The organism is Bacillus sp. EKM208B (genome assembly GCF_011800725.1).
GTDB lineage: Bacteria > Bacillota > Bacilli > Bacillales > Bacillaceae > Bacillus > Bacillus velezensis.
In genome coordinates this window covers 470,235-486,201 of record NZ_JAANHO010000001.1, presented here as the reverse complement: position 1 = coordinate 486,201, position 15,967 = coordinate 470,235, and the positions used below count along the sequence as shown (strand labels likewise).

General features: G+C 47.0%; 19 protein-coding genes and 1 pseudogene. 7 read left to right on the top strand and 13 right to left on the bottom strand.

Features of this window, described 5'->3' with window-relative positions; translation table 11 throughout:
* Positions 1 to 108: 108 nt before the first annotated feature.
* The 3 genes from G9F75_RS02505 (at position 109) to G9F75_RS02495 (ending at position 1,962) form a co-directional block, all read left to right on the top strand.
* Complete coding sequence (locus G9F75_RS02505; protein ID WP_021494842.1) at positions 109 to 675, top strand: CotG/ExsB N-terminal domain-containing protein; 567 nt, start codon at positions 109 to 111, stop codon at positions 673 to 675.
* A 156-nt stretch (positions 676 to 831) separates the two neighbouring features.
* Positions 832 to 1,452: a flavin reductase family protein gene (locus G9F75_RS02500; protein ID WP_163068928.1), complete on the top strand. Its 621-nt coding sequence runs from the start codon at positions 832 to 834 to the stop codon at positions 1,450 to 1,452.
* Between the two features lie 165 nt (positions 1,453 to 1,617).
* Complete coding sequence (locus tag G9F75_RS02495) at positions 1,618 to 1,962, top strand: DUF4181 domain-containing protein (protein WP_167408909.1); 345 nt, start codon at positions 1,618 to 1,620, stop codon at positions 1,960 to 1,962.
* Positions 1,963 to 1,969: 7 nt separating this feature from the next.
* Here G9F75_RS02495 and ggt read toward each other — a convergent pair whose 3' ends face one another.
* Positions 1,970 to 3,547 (bottom strand): gamma-glutamyltransferase, encoded by a 1,578-nt coding sequence (ggt, locus tag G9F75_RS02490; RefSeq protein ID WP_115941123.1) that lies wholly within the window; start codon positions 3,545 to 3,547, stop codon positions 1,970 to 1,972.
* A 207-nt stretch (positions 3,548 to 3,754) separates the two neighbouring features.
* On the opposite strand from ggt, the gene chrS reads away from it, so the two are divergent.
* The 3 genes from chrS to chrA are packed head-to-tail and all read left to right on the top strand — an operon-like array spanning position 3,755 to position 5,368.
* A complete protein-coding gene (gene chrS / locus G9F75_RS02485; RefSeq protein WP_007407537.1) occupies positions 3,755 to 4,231 on the top strand; it encodes a chromate efflux transcriptional regulator ChrS in 477 nt (158 codons plus the stop codon).
* A 13-nt stretch (positions 4,232 to 4,244) separates the two neighbouring features.
* Positions 4,245 to 4,835 carry a chromate efflux transporter subunit ChrB gene (gene chrB / locus G9F75_RS02480; RefSeq protein WP_017418772.1) on the top strand — a complete coding sequence of 197 codons (591 nt, stop codon included), beginning with the start codon at positions 4,245 to 4,247 and terminating at the stop codon, positions 4,833 to 4,835.
* Positions 4,832 to 5,368: a chromate resistance efflux protein ChrA gene (chrA, locus tag G9F75_RS02475; RefSeq protein WP_021494837.1), complete on the top strand. Its 537-nt coding sequence runs from the start codon at positions 4,832 to 4,834 to the stop codon at positions 5,366 to 5,368. The genes chrB and chrA overlap by 4 nt, the downstream gene beginning before the upstream one ends.
* Positions 5,369 to 5,394: 26 nt before the next feature.
* Here the strand turns inward: chrA and G9F75_RS02470 are convergent, their stop codons facing one another.
* Both G9F75_RS02470 and G9F75_RS02465 read right to left on the bottom strand, forming a co-directional pair.
* Positions 5,395 to 5,613, bottom strand: a complete 219-nt coding sequence (locus G9F75_RS02470) for a hypothetical protein (protein WP_014419056.1) — start codon at positions 5,611 to 5,613, stop codon at positions 5,395 to 5,397.
* On the bottom strand, positions 5,610 to 6,155 hold the full coding sequence (locus G9F75_RS02465; protein WP_109567258.1) for a flavodoxin family protein: 546 nt from the start codon (positions 6,153 to 6,155) through the stop codon (positions 5,610 to 5,612). Before G9F75_RS02465 ends, G9F75_RS02470 begins: the two co-directional genes overlap by 4 nt.
* Positions 6,156 to 6,277: 122 nt before the next feature.
* On the opposite strand from G9F75_RS02465, the gene G9F75_RS02460 reads away from it, so the two are divergent.
* Positions 6,278 to 7,159 carry a LysR family transcriptional regulator gene (locus G9F75_RS02460; RefSeq protein ID WP_115941124.1) on the top strand — a complete coding sequence of 294 codons (882 nt, stop codon included), beginning with the start codon at positions 6,278 to 6,280 and terminating at the stop codon, positions 7,157 to 7,159.
* An 87-nt stretch (positions 7,160 to 7,246) separates the two neighbouring features.
* Here the strand turns inward: G9F75_RS02460 and G9F75_RS02455 are convergent.
* The 10 genes and pseudogenes from G9F75_RS02455 to tkmA all read right to left on the bottom strand — a co-directional run bounded on the left by G9F75_RS02455 (position 7,247) and on the right by tkmA (position 15,921).
* Positions 7,247 to 7,956 (bottom strand): annotated as a pseudogene (locus G9F75_RS02455) (endonuclease V).
* Positions 7,957 to 8,085: 129 nt separating this feature from the next.
* Complete coding sequence (locus G9F75_RS02450) at positions 8,086 to 8,439, bottom strand: hypothetical protein (RefSeq protein ID WP_017418767.1); 354 nt, start codon at positions 8,437 to 8,439, stop codon at positions 8,086 to 8,088.
* Positions 8,440 to 8,451: 12 nt separating this feature from the next.
* Positions 8,452 to 10,317, bottom strand: a complete 1,866-nt coding sequence (locus G9F75_RS02445) for a ribonuclease YeeF family protein (protein WP_029972854.1) — start codon at positions 10,315 to 10,317, stop codon at positions 8,452 to 8,454.
* Between the two features lie 19 nt (positions 10,318 to 10,336).
* Complete coding sequence (locus tag G9F75_RS02440; protein ID WP_007614257.1) at positions 10,337 to 10,597, bottom strand: YwqI/YxiC family protein; 261 nt, start codon at positions 10,595 to 10,597, stop codon at positions 10,337 to 10,339.
* Positions 10,597 to 11,031: a coiled-coil domain-containing protein gene (locus tag G9F75_RS02435; protein ID WP_014419065.1), complete on the bottom strand. Its 435-nt coding sequence runs from the start codon at positions 11,029 to 11,031 to the stop codon at positions 10,597 to 10,599. Before G9F75_RS02435 ends, G9F75_RS02440 begins: the two co-directional genes overlap by 1 nt.
* Before the next feature lie 280 nt (positions 11,032 to 11,311).
* Positions 11,312 to 12,100, bottom strand: coding sequence for a YwqG family protein (locus G9F75_RS02430; protein ID WP_022553901.1), 789 nt, complete (start codon positions 12,098 to 12,100; stop codon positions 11,312 to 11,314).
* Between the two features lie 63 nt (positions 12,101 to 12,163).
* Positions 12,164 to 13,489 (bottom strand): UDP-glucose dehydrogenase family protein, encoded by a 1,326-nt coding sequence (locus tag G9F75_RS02425; RefSeq protein WP_061860939.1) that lies wholly within the window; start codon positions 13,487 to 13,489, stop codon positions 12,164 to 12,166.
* A gap of 199 nt (positions 13,490 to 13,688) precedes the next feature.
* The gene (locus G9F75_RS02420) at positions 13,689 to 14,453 is read right to left on the bottom strand and encodes a tyrosine-protein phosphatase (protein ID WP_167408908.1); all 765 of its coding nucleotides are present in this window, start codon (positions 14,451 to 14,453) and stop codon (positions 13,689 to 13,691) included.
* 45 nt (positions 14,454 to 14,498) lie between these two features.
* The gene (locus tag G9F75_RS02415) at positions 14,499 to 15,188 is read right to left on the bottom strand and encodes a CpsD/CapB family tyrosine-protein kinase (protein WP_167408907.1); all 690 of its coding nucleotides are present in this window, start codon (positions 15,186 to 15,188) and stop codon (positions 14,499 to 14,501) included.
* A complete protein-coding gene (gene tkmA, locus G9F75_RS02410; RefSeq protein WP_007407552.1) occupies positions 15,175 to 15,921 on the bottom strand; it encodes a protein-tyrosine kinase activator TkmA in 747 nt (248 codons plus the stop codon). The genes G9F75_RS02415 and tkmA overlap by 14 nt, the downstream gene beginning before the upstream one ends.
* Positions 15,922 to 15,967: the final 46 nt, after the last annotated feature.

Genomic DNA, 15,967 nt, shown 5'->3' with positions numbered 1-15,967 from the left:
CTTTTTATATAAAACTCAGCGAATCACACATACACTTTTTTCATCCATGCGTACTATGTGGTAGTAAGGATCGCATCCTTAAAACATATATCATGAGGAGGTTTCAAAATGGGCCACTATTCCCATTCTGATATCGAAGAAGCAGTAAAGTCCGCAAGCACCGAGGGATTGGAAGATTATTTGTACCAAGAACCAAAAAGCAGTAAGAAGAGAAAATCTCGCAGCCATAAAAAATCTCGTTCTCACAAAAAATCTCGCAGTCATAAAAAGTCCCGTTCTCACAAAAAATCTCGCAGTCATAAAAAATCGTGCCGCTCTCACAAAAGATCTCGCAGCCATAAAAAATCCCGCTCTCACAAAAGATCTCGCAGCCATAAAAAATCCCGTTCTCACAAAAAATCTCGCAGCCATAAAAAGTCCCGTTCTCACAAAAAATCTCGCAGCCGTAAAAAATCATGCCGGTCTCACAAAAAATCCCGCAGCCGTAAAAAATCTTGCCGGTCTCACAAAAAATCTCGCAGCCACAAAAAATCATGCCGCCGCAAGAAAAAACGCACGCAGAAAAAACCTTATCGTCCTCATAAAAAAGACCCTTGCAAAAAAGACGATTACTGCAGCAAAACAGAGTACTGGAAAGACGGGAACATCTGGGTTGTAAAGAAAAACTACAAGTAACACCATTCGTTAATAGGCTGCCGGCTAAACGGAAGCCTTTTTCCTCAATCAGATATATGCCACGTGATAAGATATGCAGCCGGTTTTCTTTTGTTGTGTTTCCGAATTTTCTTTCTGTATAATCAGGTCATACGATAAAGAAAGGCGGCCGAAATCATGCATATCTTACGAGCAGACGAACTGAACGCAAAAGACACTTACAAATTGCTTTCGGGCACAGTCGTTCCCCGGCCGATCGCATTTGTCACGACGCGGTCATCCATCAACGGCGCCGTAAACGCGGCGCCCTTCAGTTTCTATAACGTTGTCTCCGCAGAACCGCCGCTTCTGGCCATCTCAGTCAGCCGCGCGGACGGTCGGCAGAAAGACACCGCGAGAAACGCACTCGCTCATCGGGAATTCGTGGTGCACGTCAGTGATGAGTCCATTATTGAAGACATTAACAAAACGGCGGCAAGGCTTGATCCTGATGTCAGTGAACTTGGCATGACAGACCTTTCTGTGACAGACAGCGCTTGCATCAGCGTTCCCGGTATAAAAGAAGCAAAAGTCAGGTTTGAATGTATACTCGAACGCCATCTTCCGTTCCAAAATGACAGCGGAGAAACGACGACAGACCTCATCATCGGCAGAGTCGTTTGTTTTCATTTGAATGACCAAGTATATGACGCCGATAGAGGCTACATACGAACAGATGAGCTGAAGCCTGCGGCAAGGCTCGCGGGGAATGAATACGCCAGACTCGGGAAGACATATACACTTGTCCGCCCGACCTGAAGCAGGAACCATTATAATAGAAGAAACTAGCCAAAAAGACCCCTTTCGTAAGGGGTCTTTTTTGAGTCTTTTACCATGCAACTCAGCCTAATGTCTTATAGAATGCCGAAACTTACAAGGCCCTCACTCGTATGAAACGAGTGACACATTTTTAGGAGGCAGACGATGGATTTCATTCAGTTACTGATTTTTTCAGCCGTATTTATTTTGCTCAGCCTTATGTTTCAAGTATTTGCCGTCAAAGTTCTCAATTTGCCAAAGCCTGTTAAAAAGCAGAAGCCGATAAACGGCACACATCGATTAATCGAAATCACACTGCTTATTACGGGCATCGCAGCGGTGAATTTTTTCAATGAAATGTACGTATTTGCGGGAGTTGTTTTCATGCTATTTTGCTGCAGCGGCTTAATGGAATGGCGGCACCGGCGGGAGGAAAAGCAATATGTGTACGATTCGTTTTACGCAGGTCTTTCTGCCGCGCTTGGCGTGCTTATTTTTTTCATCAGTTAGCGCAGCTCTATACTCCTGCGGCCGCTCCGTCGCCGCGCGGGTCGGCCCCGCCTTGGAGAAAGCCTTCTTCATCAATGACGATCGCTGCCGCATGGCCCATAAGCCCGTCAAAATCACCAACGGTCTCGACGCGGTGGCCGCTCTGCCTTAGGGCTTCTCTCGTTTCAGGGCTGATTCTGCTTTCAACCCTCAGCCCTTCATACTCCTCTCCCCATGTCCGTCCCCAGACCCAGCGCGGCTCATTGATCGCCTGCTGGGGGTTCATTTTGTAATCAATGATGCGCGTAATCATCGCTGTCTGAGTTTGCGGCTGGCCTTCTCCTCCCTGGGTTCCGTACAGGATGTGCGGTCTTCCTTCTTTACAGGCCATCGCCGGCATGAGGGTGTGGAACGTCCGCTTGCCGGGTTCAAGTGTATTGACATGGGATTCGTCCAGCGAAAAAAATGACCCGCGGTTTTGCAGCAGAATGCCCGTCTCCCCCGCTGTAACGGCAGATCCGAACTCGAAATAGAGGCTCTGAATAAAGGAAACGGCATTTCCTTCCGCATCGGCGACGGCGGCATAAGCAGTGTCGCTTCCGACCGGCCGGCTTACCGCCGGCGCAGCCACGTTACCGATTTCTTCCGCAAGCTGCTTTGCATACCGTTTATCAAGCAGCCGATCCAGCGGAATATGAGAAAATGCCGGATCAGTCAGCACTTCATTCCGGTGCTGAAAACTCTTCTTCAGCGCCTCGATCAGCAGATGATAATAGTCAAAGGAACCGTGTTCGATCTGAGAAAAATCATAGTTTTCCAATATATTGAGCGTCATTAAGCCTGTAAAGCCCTGTGAATTCGGCGGAGCCTGATAGATTTTGCACCCGCGGTAATCGGAGGATACCGGGTTCGTCCACTCGCCGCGGTGGGCTTTAAAGTCATCAAGTGTCAGACGGCCGCCGTTGTTTTGCAGAAAGGATGTGATGCGTTGAGCGAGGTCTCCTTCATAAAAAGCGCTTCTTCCTTTCTCGGCAAGCTGCTCCAAGCTGGCCGCCAGATCCTTTTGGACAAACCGTTCACCGGGCATGGGCGCTTTTTTGTTTCTCGTAAAAATGGCCGAGGTGTAAGGCGTCGAGGCTAAAAGAGCGAGATTGCGTTCTGTGTGGGCGCATTGGTCGGCGGACACCGGAAATCCGTTTGCCGCATAATCAAGAGCTGGCTTCAGCACCTCAGCGAGCGAAAGACGCCCGTACGCCGAAAGCACGGCATCCCAGCTGTCCGCCATTCCCGGAACGGTAATGGCGCTTTCTGTCCCGCGCAGAGGGATCGCTTCTCTGCCCCGATACAAGTCTCTCGTCACATGCTTCCCTGAACGGCCGCTCCCATTATAAGCTTTGATTCGTCCCGTTTCTTTATGGTAAGTGAGCCAAAATGAATCCCCGCCAAGACCCGTCATATGCGGATACACGACTGCCAGACAGGCGCTGACCGCCACTGCCGCGTCAAACGCGTTTCCGCCCTTTTCCAGAATGCCGGCCCCCGCTTGAGACGCGAGATAATGCGGACTGACGACCATTTGTTTCGTTCCGATGGTTGAAGTATTCATGGCAAGCCCCTTTACAAATTTTCTCAAGTATAAAAAGCGGCTTCGCGGCCATCCACATTCCTGAAAGAAAATCTCACACACTATTTACTTTTCGATAAGAAATAATTCTAAGTTATTACGCATCGAAAACAATAAAAAAATTCTCTCTTCATAACGTAATGTTTCATGATACAATAATGTCTACCAAATGAAGGAAGGTGAAGCAGGTTGGAACATGAATACAGCATTCCGAATCTTGTCCTTGATGAAACGGATAAACAGATTCTTTCGATTTTGCACGAGGAAGGGAGGATTTCCTATACAGACGTAGGAAAGCGGGTTAACCTGTCGCGAGTGGCGGTTCAGCACCGCATTCAGCATTTACTGGATGCCGGTGTGATTGAAAAATTCACCGCTGTCATCAACCCGGCGAAAATCGGCCGTCACGTGTCCGTGTTTTTTAATGTGGAGGTGGAGCCGCAGTATTTGGAGGAAACCGCATTAAAGCTTGAAAAGGAGCCGGCCGTGACAAGCCTTTATCACATGACCGGACCGAGCAAGCTGCATATGCACGGCATTTTCGCAAATGATCAGGAGATGGAAGAGTTTTTGACAAAACGGCTCTATACGCAAAAAGGCGTCGTCAGCGTCGACTGCCAAATGCTGATTAAACGGTATAAAAGCAGAACGGGCATGAAGCTGTAAGGAGGACATAGCCATGAAACATCCCTATTGGGACATTACGGCGGCGATGGTCCGAACGGGCATTCTCGGATTCGGAGGCGGCCCGTCGGTGATCCCGCTCATCCGCCATGAAGCCGTCAATAAATACAAATGGATAGATGATGATGAATTCGGAGAAATATTAGCGATCGCTAATGCGCTTCCCGGACCGATTGCCACAAAAATGGCTGCGTATCTGGGCTTTAAGCTGAAAGGCACGTTAGGCGCAATCGCGGCAACCCTCGCACATATTCTGCCTACATGTCTTGCGATGGCGGGCTTGTTTGCGGCTGTCAATGTGTTAAGCCACTCAGCAATTGTTGCCGGCATGATTGGCGCCGTAACACCGGTGATTGCGGTAATGCTCGGCATCATGGCGTACGAGTTTGGCCAAAAAGCGCTTAAAGGATTCGGCTGGGTCACGGGCATCCTGTTTTTTATCATCGCTTTTATCGGCCTGCAAACGCTGCAGATCAATCCCGGCTTTGTCATTATCATTTTCTTGGCGTACGGCGCGTTTCATTTTAAATTAAAGGACAAAATCACAAATAAACGTTCAAAAGATAAAGGAATGTCGGCCTCATGATCATGATTTATATATTTATGGCGTTTTTTGTCGCAAACGTACTCGGATATGGAGGCGGACCGGCGTCGATCCCGCTGATGTTTGAAGAAGTCGTCAACAGATACAGCTGGCTCTCAAACGATCAATTCTCAAATATGCTCGCACTTGCGAACGCATTGCCGGGCCCGATCGCAACCAAAATCGCGGCGTATGTCGGCTACAGCGCAGGCGGGTGGCCCGGGTTCCTGATTGCGCTGATCGCCACCGTCGTACCGTCGGCGCTCGCATTGATCGTCCTCTTGCGCATCATTCAGCGCTTCCGCCAATCCCCCGTCATCAAAGGTATGACGCTGTCCGTCCAGCCTGTCATCGCCGTCATGATGCTCATTCTTACCTGGCAAATCGGCGCAGACGGCATCAAAGCGATCGGCTGGGTTCAAGCGATAGTGATTGCGGGGATTTCCCTCCTTGCCTTGACAAAATTCAAGATGCATCCGGCCTTCCTGATTATCGCGGCGTTTTTGTATGGAGGTCTTGTGGTTCCTCATTTATAAAGAAAAGCACCTGGACAGGTGCTTTTTTATTTTGGCCCAGAAATACCATTTGATATGACAACTGTTTCTTCGCCTGCATCACTCTTGATGATTTGCTTGACTTGCAGCGTTGCGCCTGCCATTCTCACAAATTGCTGAACCTGAGGCGAATTGGTTTCAGCCTGTACCCAAACAGAAGTCGGCGCTTTCCAAGCTAAAAAGAGTGCGAGAATCAACATACCAGAGATAACCAGCAGCAGCTTCATAGAGCATCACTTCTTTTCAATAAGCTGCTCGCAGCGGACAGCGCCTGATGATCATGAAGAATATCACCGGGACGATTGCCTTCTCCCAGCACATAGCCTTTAAAGGACATCCCCATAAAATGAAAAATATGTTCAAATTGCTGAATCAGCGGCAGCCCTTTTAGTTTAGGATTGTCTCCTCCCACTGCTGTTACGTATGCCTGCTTCGCTGACATTTGCTGTTTAAAATCAGGAAATCTCGGATCTCTCAGCGTCTGTGACCAGCGATCAATAAACAGCTTTAATGTCCCTGACATGCCAAACCAATAAATTGGGGTGGCGAATACAAGAATATCGCACGGCAATATCCGCTCAATGATAGAATCGCAGTCCTCTTGAACAGGACGAAAGCCGCCTTGGGCGTGACGCAGATCTTCAATTGGCTGGAGCCGATATTTCCGCAAATGAATGTGCTCCGCATCGAATCCTTGAACTGCCTTCTCCGCAAGAATATCCGTATTTCCGCCAGACCTCGTTCCGCCATGAATAACCGCAATTTTCATGATGCATCTGCTCCTTTGTTTACGAATGATTTTCTTCATCATATAATGGATTCATCAATCAATACAGATGATTATTTCGATTATTCCAATCGGTAAAACCGATTTAGAAAGGGCGAGAACATATGGAATTGAAGCAGCTGATCACCTTTATTACCGCAGCAGAACATGTAAACTTCACCCTAACCGCCAAGATGCTTAACTATGCACAATCAAGCGTTACCTCTCAGATCAAATCACTTGAAGAAGAAATCGGGACTCCTTTATTTGAACGGCTCGGCAAGCGGCTTTTCCTGACAGAAGCCGGTAAAACGTTCAAATCCTATGCGGAGAAGATCATTGCGTTAACAGAAGAAGCAAAAATGGCCGCAAATCAAGTAAGAGAAACAACCGGAACCTTGAAAATCGGCGCGACGGAAAGCCAGTGCACATACCGCCTTCCGCCTATCATAAAAGAATTCAAACAGGCTTTTCCTCAAGTAAAGCTCATATTCAAACCGTATGTGTCCAACGAACAAGCGAAAGAACAGCTCTTACAGGGCCAGCTTGATATCACCTTCATTTTGGATGTGAACCGAACGGAAGACGCACTGCACGTTGAATCTTTGATTCAGGATGAAATCAAAATGGTAGCCGCCAATGATCATCCTTTTCCAGCAGACTCACCAGCAACATTGAAAGATCTTCAAAACGAAACCCTTCTGCTGACAGAGGACGGCTGTTCATACCGCACGCTCTTTGAGAACACTTTACATGACGCCGGAGTCTACCCTAACAAATTAGAATTCGTCAGCATAGAAGCCATCAAACAATGCGTGATGGCCGGACTTGGAATTGGACTATTGCCTGAAATGACAGTAAAAGACGATATTGCCGAAGGACGGATGAAAGAACTCAGCTGGCAGAATGAATGCCCTGTTTTTACTCAATTAGCATGGCATAAGGACAAGTGGATGTCTGCGCCATTAAAGGCTTTTATCGATTTGACGCGAAAAACATTCAAATAAAAACCTATCTGCAAGGACGACAAAGTTTTTAATAAAGCAGACACCAGACATACAAAAAAAACACTTGGTGGCTTAGAGCCCCAAGTGTTACACGTGATTTTTCCGATAAAACGTTCGCAAAACATGCGTTTCAAGGTCAGACGGACAGGGATCGGCAGCCTGCTTTCTCGATTGATCATTTTCATTGTGATCTGATAGCTGCTTTCTAAATCAATGTTATGTCCGCAAGACAAGAAAATAGGCTTCACATCCCGCCGCGTTCGCAGCGCCCGTCCATATACCTCGCCGTCAATGATAATATCGGTGTATGCGCCGACTTCATTTTCAGGCGTCACGAAATCACAGCCTTTGATTTTGAGATAGGTTTTCGCTATCCCAATTGTAGGCTTACCCAGAAAAAAAGCCGCATGGGTGGCAACGCCCATATGATTGTAATGCAGATACCCGTTGCCATCAAACAAAAACACATCCGGCTCCGTCTCCAGCTTTTTCGCCGCCTCGATGATCAAAGGCAGCTCGCGAAACGCAAGAAAACCGGAAACATACGGCACGCCGATTTTCCCCATGCTGTGCACTTTTTCAATCACTTCTTTTGTATCAGCTTCAATCACGATGATACTGCATACGCCGTACGGTTCCCCGTCCTGCTCCCAATAAGCGAGGTCGACGCCTGCGCAGGTGTTGACGGAGTCTGGGGTGATGGAATGAGATAGGTTAATTTTATGTTTAAGGGATTGTTGTGTTTGAACAAAATCTTCTTTGCTTAGTTTGAAAAGATGTATTTGTTTAACATGCATCTAAAATCAATCCTACCTCTTGTTAACTAGTGCCTTTTTTGTATTTATTTCCACTTTAAAAATTCTAGTTTGAAAACTTGCAACTTCAGGCCCTGCAAGCTTTTTTTAATAGTTTAAATGAATGTTTAACTACATTTCATTATTCGTAACTTTGTTTAATAAAGATTCTATATTTTCAACTATTTCAATATGGCTATTTGACTGAAATTCATACACAGGTTGATCCCAATCCTCATTTTGTATCAAAACTAGTTGATAAAATCCATTAGCATCCGCATCTGGATACCACCCTAAATCAAGTAAATAATTTTTACGAGAGTATGTTAATTGCAATAAATCTTGTGAAAAAAATAACCACTTTTCATCGTCTGGATCTAGATTTTTCGGATCAATTTCTCTAAAACTGTTTTGATTTATGGTCCACCCTTTTGGAATCCTTAAGGATTGTAAACTTACTTCTGGCATTTTTTTTATCTTTCTCATAAAAGCCTCCTATTACTTATCAATACCAAGTTGTTTTAAATACTTATCCAATCGACTGCCAGCAATCGGATGACCATGATATTCACCACCAGAAAACTCCGCTCTAATCCAGCTTGTTGGTGTACCTAGATCATAACCGACTGTTTTTCCTGCATCATAAATAAAATAATAGTTGTTATTTCCATTATCAATAATATGACCTTTTAGAAGTGCCTCTTTCTCTAAAGCTTTGTTATTCACATTTGGTAAGTACTGAGCAGCTTTTTTACCTGTCACACTAAAACGTTTTGCTTCTTCAAGTGTTTTAGCCTTAACATGTTTATGTCCATGCGGAGTAAACGAAGCATTATTAAGCATCGTTCTAAATTCTTTACGACCATAATATCCATCATGCGCTACTTTATCGTGATTTTTAGAAATGTTAGGACTATGAGATTTTCCCTTACGGACGCCATCACTAACCATCTTCACAATCCCAAGTTCTTTAACAGCCGTCTTTTCCACATCTACACGAACTGTTGGGAATCCGTACGTAAAGCCGTTCGCTGTTACAGGGCGTTCTGCATACACGCGGACGTTGGTTGGGACTTTGAATTGTTTAACTTTTTCTAGTGTCTTGTTAGCTTTTTGAACTTTTGAATGGGTTGCAAGCGGTATGCCTTTGTTTACATGCTTCGCCAATGCACCCGCTCCAACCAAACTCAGCGCAGCTTCCAGCGCCCCTTGCTTCCGCTTCTCCTCAGACACTTTGTTTCCGAACATATCTCTGCCTGTGACGGCTTCTGTGAATCCGTTTGAGGCAACAAGGCCGTATGCGCCCATTTCTGTCATTTTGAGAATGTCTAAGGATTTTCCGGTTTTATAGGCATCTAAAGCATGTTCTGCGGCAATGACGGTTTTCCCGGTTTTGTAAATGGCTTTTCCGCCTTTGAAAGCGCGGCCCGCCCAGCCGACGACCGGTATGAATCCGGCGGCGGCCATCGCTCCTGCTGTGACGCGTTCTGCGGTGGAGAGTTTTTCTCCGGTCACCGGATCAACGCCTTCGGCTGCTCTTTTATAATCATAATAGCCGGTGACTTCGCCGGTAAAGTTGCAGATGCCGTCCCATGTTTTTTCGTACCATGGTTTATTGGCTTCTTCTTCAGCCTTTTCCTGAAGCCGTCTTGCTTCGGCCTGCTGGGCTTTTGCGTCAATATAGCCCGTTCCCTGTTTTTCTGCCGCCATGACGCTTTTGTAGATTTCATTGCTGTGGAAGGCTTTTTTGTCATAGTACATAGGGGATGCGCTTTTCCCGTTGCTGGTGGCCTGCATGAGAACGGAATATTTGCTGAGCACTGCGTTGTCCAGAGATTCTAAGTTTTGATATTCAGCGGTCAGGGATTCATCAAGCGTATCGACTGCCGTGATCGTGTCGCGTCTGGTTTTCTGGGCATCGCCCATTTTATCAGCGTAATCATCCAGCGTATATGTGTCGAGATGAATAATATCGCTGATGCCTGACAAAATTGAATCGATTTCTGCTTTATGAGCGGAGACAATCTCTGAAGCTTTCAAATCCGCATTGGGCAGCTCATGCTCCAAAAATGAAGTCTCCACATATGTATCGCTGAGTTCTTGATCTTTAATGTCACCTGAAATGCCATTTAAAAACGCAATTTGAGCAGAGACAAGCGTCAGCCAGCTGTCGGCGATTTCCGCTTGTCCCTGAAAAAAATCTTTTATATTGTCTGCGCCTTTCCCTTTCAAAGCATCACCCAGATCGGCCACGCCTTGAAAGGCTTGTTTGAGCGCCCGCAGCTGCTCTTCAAGGGCTTCGTATTGTTTCTTTCTCTTATCTGCTTCGTCCGTTAACGATTGTGATTCAAACACTTTGCTCATCGGCAAGTCCTTTCTTTCGTTATTTTACGGCGATCGCCTCGTCCTGTTCTTTCAAAGAATCTACGTTGTCTTTAACGTCCGCGATATTCTTATGAACGGCCTGCTTGTATTCGCTGATCATCGATACAAGCTTTGCCTCGCGGGATTGGTACTTGGAGGTATAGTCGAGCTTGTTTTTTCCGTTTGAACCGGCGTTCCCGATCGAAACGGCCTCCAAAGCGCTGCTGACGGATTCAAGCTGCTTCATGACGGCTCCGTATTTGAGTTTTATTTCTGCCATTAAAACCAACTCCAGCTTCTTTTGATTGATTGTATTTTTTCTCCGACCGTGTCAAGGGCTTCTTCTCCCAGCGTCAGCAGGTGCTCTGCCTCTCTCGCGATGCTTCTGGCGGCAAGGAGCCCTCCTTTTTCAATTTCAAGCTGTGTCATCTTTAAGCCGATTCGGTAAATATAACCGTCGTATTTGTCTGTGACGATTCTGTATGCTTCTGTATGGGCCTGATCGCGCCGGTCATCAAATTCTTCAGCAAAAGTGCCGGTCCAATGATGGTCCAGGTGCGGCTTGAGGATGTCTCTGATTTCAGATACGCCCTCTTCCTGCAGAGATTCTATCTCTCTTTTCGCTTCTTTTAATTTATCAATTTGGTGTTCAACCTCGCCCAGTTTATGGCTGATCGTGCTGTTAATATGGCTTAATGTGCTTGAATGGCTCATCTGTTTTCACCTCGTCTTACGCAAAAAGTCGTACAAAAAGCACAGACTTTTCCATACTATATTTCCATATATTATATTTTAAAATAGACAGAAAGCAGCTTAAATAGGTTAAATGACTTATTTTCAGCAGCCGAGATGCTCATCATTAACGCCAAAAGACTCACATAAACGGCATATCCATTCATTGATCTCCTCTATGTATCCATGATAAATTCCCTAAAAAAAAGGAGACAGTGATGAACCGTCTCCTTTGCCTTGTATCATGATTATCATACTGTCGTTAACTGCAGTCCCAGTTGTACAAAACGTTTGAGAAATCTTTTTTCTTCAAATCTTCCGGTCTGATAAAGAAATTTGCGATTCCCACATCTCCCCACATCGAATCAATGTCATCATCTGAATCAATTTGCAAAAGCAGAATCGTATGGTTTTGATGGGAGTAAGACCGCGGATCTTCCTGGGTGAAGGACGCATAGCCGCCGATTTTATGGCCGAATGCGTTCGCCGTATATTCGTCATACACCTCATCGTCAAACTGCTCGAAATAGTCAAAGGCATCCATCCCGGCATACTGCCTGAATTGAAAATCAGACGGGAGCACCCATTCAGCAGACAGCTCAGGGGTGATCAGCGCTTCGGATTGAATCGGAAAATCGTACTCCTCTTCAACCTGAACGAAAGAAAAATCATTTATGAGCTCCGCTTCTTCTGCTGTCACATGTTCAAAATATTTGACGCAGAAACCCGTTTGCGCGCACCCGTCGTCAAAATTCAAACCGTATACGTCATCACTGACCGATATGTAAAACTGAAGAATGCCGGTGTCCGGAAAATCAGGGAGTCCGGGCATATCCGCAAAATTGATTTGAGCGAGAAGCTTCATCGGCCTGCCGCTTTCATCTTTAGGATATGGTTCATGTTTCGGAAAATAGGGGTCTCCGGCCATTTTACTGTCATACCGGCCCGTTTCAGCTTTTTTGACGTGCAGTTTGATAAAAGGCCGTGCTGACGTTTCCAGCAGACCGCGGGATGATTCCATTTGCTTCGGCAATTTCCATGTTTTTTCCACGATAAATATCCCCTTCGTCTCTAATGATTGTATGATAAAAGGCCGGCGCGGTCCGCCGGCCTTTCAAGTGACAGAATCAGTCTGAGGCACGACGGCTCTTCTTCCGATTGAAATATATTCCACGCCCGCCTGTTCCGCTTCCTCAAGCGAGTGGCAGTTTCTCCCGTCGAAAATAACCGGGGTTTCCATCAGCTCTTTGTACGCTTCAAGCGGAAAATGTTTAATTTGTTCCCAATCTGTCAGAATCAGGACGGCATCCGCTCCCCTGACGGCTTCTTCTATGGACTCCCGATAGGAAACCGCAGCCGGAAGCAGTCCGGAAGCCCGGAATGAAGCGATCGGATCGTACGCTGTCATCCGGGCGTCAAGAGCCGCCAGACGATCCGCAATGACAATGGACGGCGCATCCCGCATATCATCTGTATTCGGCTTAAAAGACAGCCCTAATAACGCGATGGTCTTCCCCGTCACTCCGCCGAGCCTGTTCAGCACTTTATCAACCAGCATGGACTGCTGGTTATTGTTGACTTTAATGACGGACTTCAGCAATTCAAAATCATGCTCCACATGTCCCGCAATCTGCACGAGGGCGTTTGTATCCTTCGGAAAACAGGAACCGCCGTAACCGATGCCGGCTCTTAAGAATTGATTGCCAATCCGTTTATCCAATCCCATTCCGTGTGCGACTGATTCCACGTCCGCACCGACTTTTTCACATATATGAGAAATTTCATTAATAAAACTGATTTTTGCCGCTAAAAATGCGTTTGACGCATATTTGATCATCTCAGCGCTTCTGATGTCCGTATGATATACCGGAATCGCAAGCGGCGCGAAAACCCGGTCAAGCGTTTCCCGCGTCTGCCGGTCTTCAGCCCCGATCACGATGCGGTCGCCGTGAAAGGTATCGTGAATCGCCGAACCTTCACGGAGAAATTCCGGATTCGAGGCGATTGAAATGTTCACGTCCGCTTTCAGCCGTGAATGAATAACTTCGCTGATCCTGTCATTCGTTCCCACGGGAACCGTGCTTTTTGTCACAACGATCGCATCTTTAGAAATATGTTCGGCAATCCGTTCGGCGACATTTTCAATATAAGTAAGGTTTGCGTGCCCGTCTTCTTTTTGCGGCGTTCCGACCGCTATAAAAATAACGTCCGCTTCCGCAAGCCCTTTTTCGTAGCTCGTTTCAAATGCCAGCCGATGCCGGCCGATATTTCGTTTCATCATATCTTCAAGGCCCGGTTCAAAGATAGGGGACAACCCCTTTCTCATCTGCTCAACCTTACGTTCGTCAATATCTATGCATGTTACGTCATGGCCGATTTCTGAAAGAGACACTCCTGTCACAAGACCGACGTAGCCTGTTCCGATCACTGTTATTTTCATCGTGTTCCCCCAACCGTTTAGAAATTGCTGCTGGGCAGCTTACCGTTATTATCATATGATCCCGGCGCCGGCGGAATGCCGGAAGCCTGAGGTCATGATAGGAAAAAACGGCGCCGGCCGCTGATAATAGCATAAGCATAAAAGAATCATCTTGCAAAACAGCCGCTTACGCTTCATTTAAACGGGATGGAGACGACGATTAAAAAAGACCCCAGCGCTTACGGCGGGCCACAGGCAGCGGAGGTTCCTTATAAACGGCTTTGTTTTCAGCGAGAAGCGCCGCATTTTCCGTGAGCATGTAAATCAGCTCAGCCCCTGCTTCTTTTTTCAGAACGCCGAGCGCCTCCTGATAATAAAAATTTCTCGGTCCGAGATTATGGGCGTCAGATGCGAGAAAGTGGATCAAATTCGCTTCAATCAGCTGCAGCGAAAAGGATTTCGCTTTCCGCCCGAATGCTCCGGCAATGCAGCCGGCCGTCACTTGGGCGGCCGCCCCTTTCTTCACAAGATTGTAAAGGACGGAAGGGTTTTCGCGAATTTCCCTGTTCCGCTCCGGATGGGCGATGACGGGGACATATCCGTTCAGCTGCAGTTCATAAAACAGCCTTTCAGCGTAGGACGGGACATGATCCGCCGGAAATTCCGCCAGCACATACTTTGTATTATGGAGCGGGACAAGCGAGCCGCTTTGAAGACCTGTCAGCAGATCTCCGTCTGTTCTGATTTCCTGGCCGGGCAGAACAGTCAGCGGAATGCCTTCCTTGTTCAAACGTTTGTTTAACAGGCTGACCGCTTCGTTGACCGTATGCCGGTCCGTGTCATAGCGGTATTTCACATGATGCGGCGTCGCGATGATCGTATCAATCCCCTGTCTGACCGCTTCTCTCGCCATCTTCAGGCTTTCTGTATCATCCGCCGCGCCGTCGTCTATGGAAGGAAGGATGTGACAATGGATATCTATCATATTTCAATCCCTCCTTAAAAAGAATGGACCGCGCCCATTATGACATTATTGTCCGTAATAGGCGTAGTCCGAGTGTTTCGTTTGTTTCTTCCCGTTCATCACGGCCCCAAGGAGCTTGCACGGGCAGTAATCGAGCGCTTCTTTCGCCTTGGCCGCTTTTTCCTTGTCCGTTTTCCCGCTTGAGATCACCATAATGGCCCCGTCAGTGTAGCTGCCTAATATTTTCGTATCGGCTACGGCCAAAACGGGAGGCGTATCCAAAATCACCTTATCATAAACTGCGCCGGCTTCTGACAGAAGATCTTTCATGGCACCCGTCGATAAAAGCTCCGCCGGATTGGGCGGGATCGGCCCGCTCGTTAAAATATCCAGGTTTGCTTCATCAGCCGGCAGGACGGCTTTCTGAAACGGCATCTGTTTTAACAGCAGTGACGTTAATCCGGTTCCGTTGTCCAATTTGAAGGTGAAATGAACCGTCGGTTTGCGCAGATCCGCATCAATTAAAAGCACTTTTTTCCCCTGCTGTGCAAATACGACGGCAAGGTTGGCCGCGGTTGTCGATTTTCCTTCTTCCGGGCCGGCGGATGTAATCAAAAGGGACTTCACCTCCGTATCAACGGAAGAAAATTCAATGTTTGTGCGGATCGTGCGATATTGTTCTGAGTTGATGGATTTCGGCTCAGTCATCGCAATCACGCTTCGTTTTCCGGGTTTGTCTTTTTTACGCGTCAACATGTCCGCCCCCCGCTTGTTTGGTTTCCGCCATCCTCAAGTTTTTGGCAACGCTGTCTTTAGTACTGATTGAAGTAACCGTTCCCAGGATCGGGATGCCGAGCAGCGATTCCAGCTGTTCTTCCGATTTGATCGTATTATCCAGATGTTCCAGCAAAAAGGCGAGACCGATTCCGCCCAAAAGTCCGGCGGCAAACGCAATCGCGATGTTCAGCTTACGGTTAGGCTCTGCCGGTGACTGGCTGTCCGCCGCTTCGGCCTTTGAAAGGATGCTGACATTATCCACGTTCATGATGGCGGTGATCTTGTCCTGAAAAACGGCTGCAACCGCATTTGCCATAACGGCCGCCCGCTTAGCATCCGTATCCCTCACGGCAATCGTCACGACTTGTGAATCCTGCTCGCTGGACACCGTGATTTTCGATTCCAGCTCTTTCGAAGTCATGGACAGATGCAGCTGTTTAATCACTTCGTCGAGGATGACCGGGCTTTTGATGATGACATTATACGTGTTGATTAATTGGAGGTTGGTTTGAACGTCATTGAATTGGACTTCTTTTTGATTGTTTTTGGATTGGCTGACCAAAATTTGAGTTGAGTTTTCATAGACCGGCGTAAGAGCGAAGAAACTGATGAGTCCGCCTGCGGCAGATGCCGCCGCGGTAATAATAAGTATAAACAGCAGACGCTTTCTCAGTATTGCGAATATTTCCTTTATGCTTGTAGATTCTCCCATATAACCTCCATATCACTTTCCGCGTATTCCCATTCCCTCCAATGAT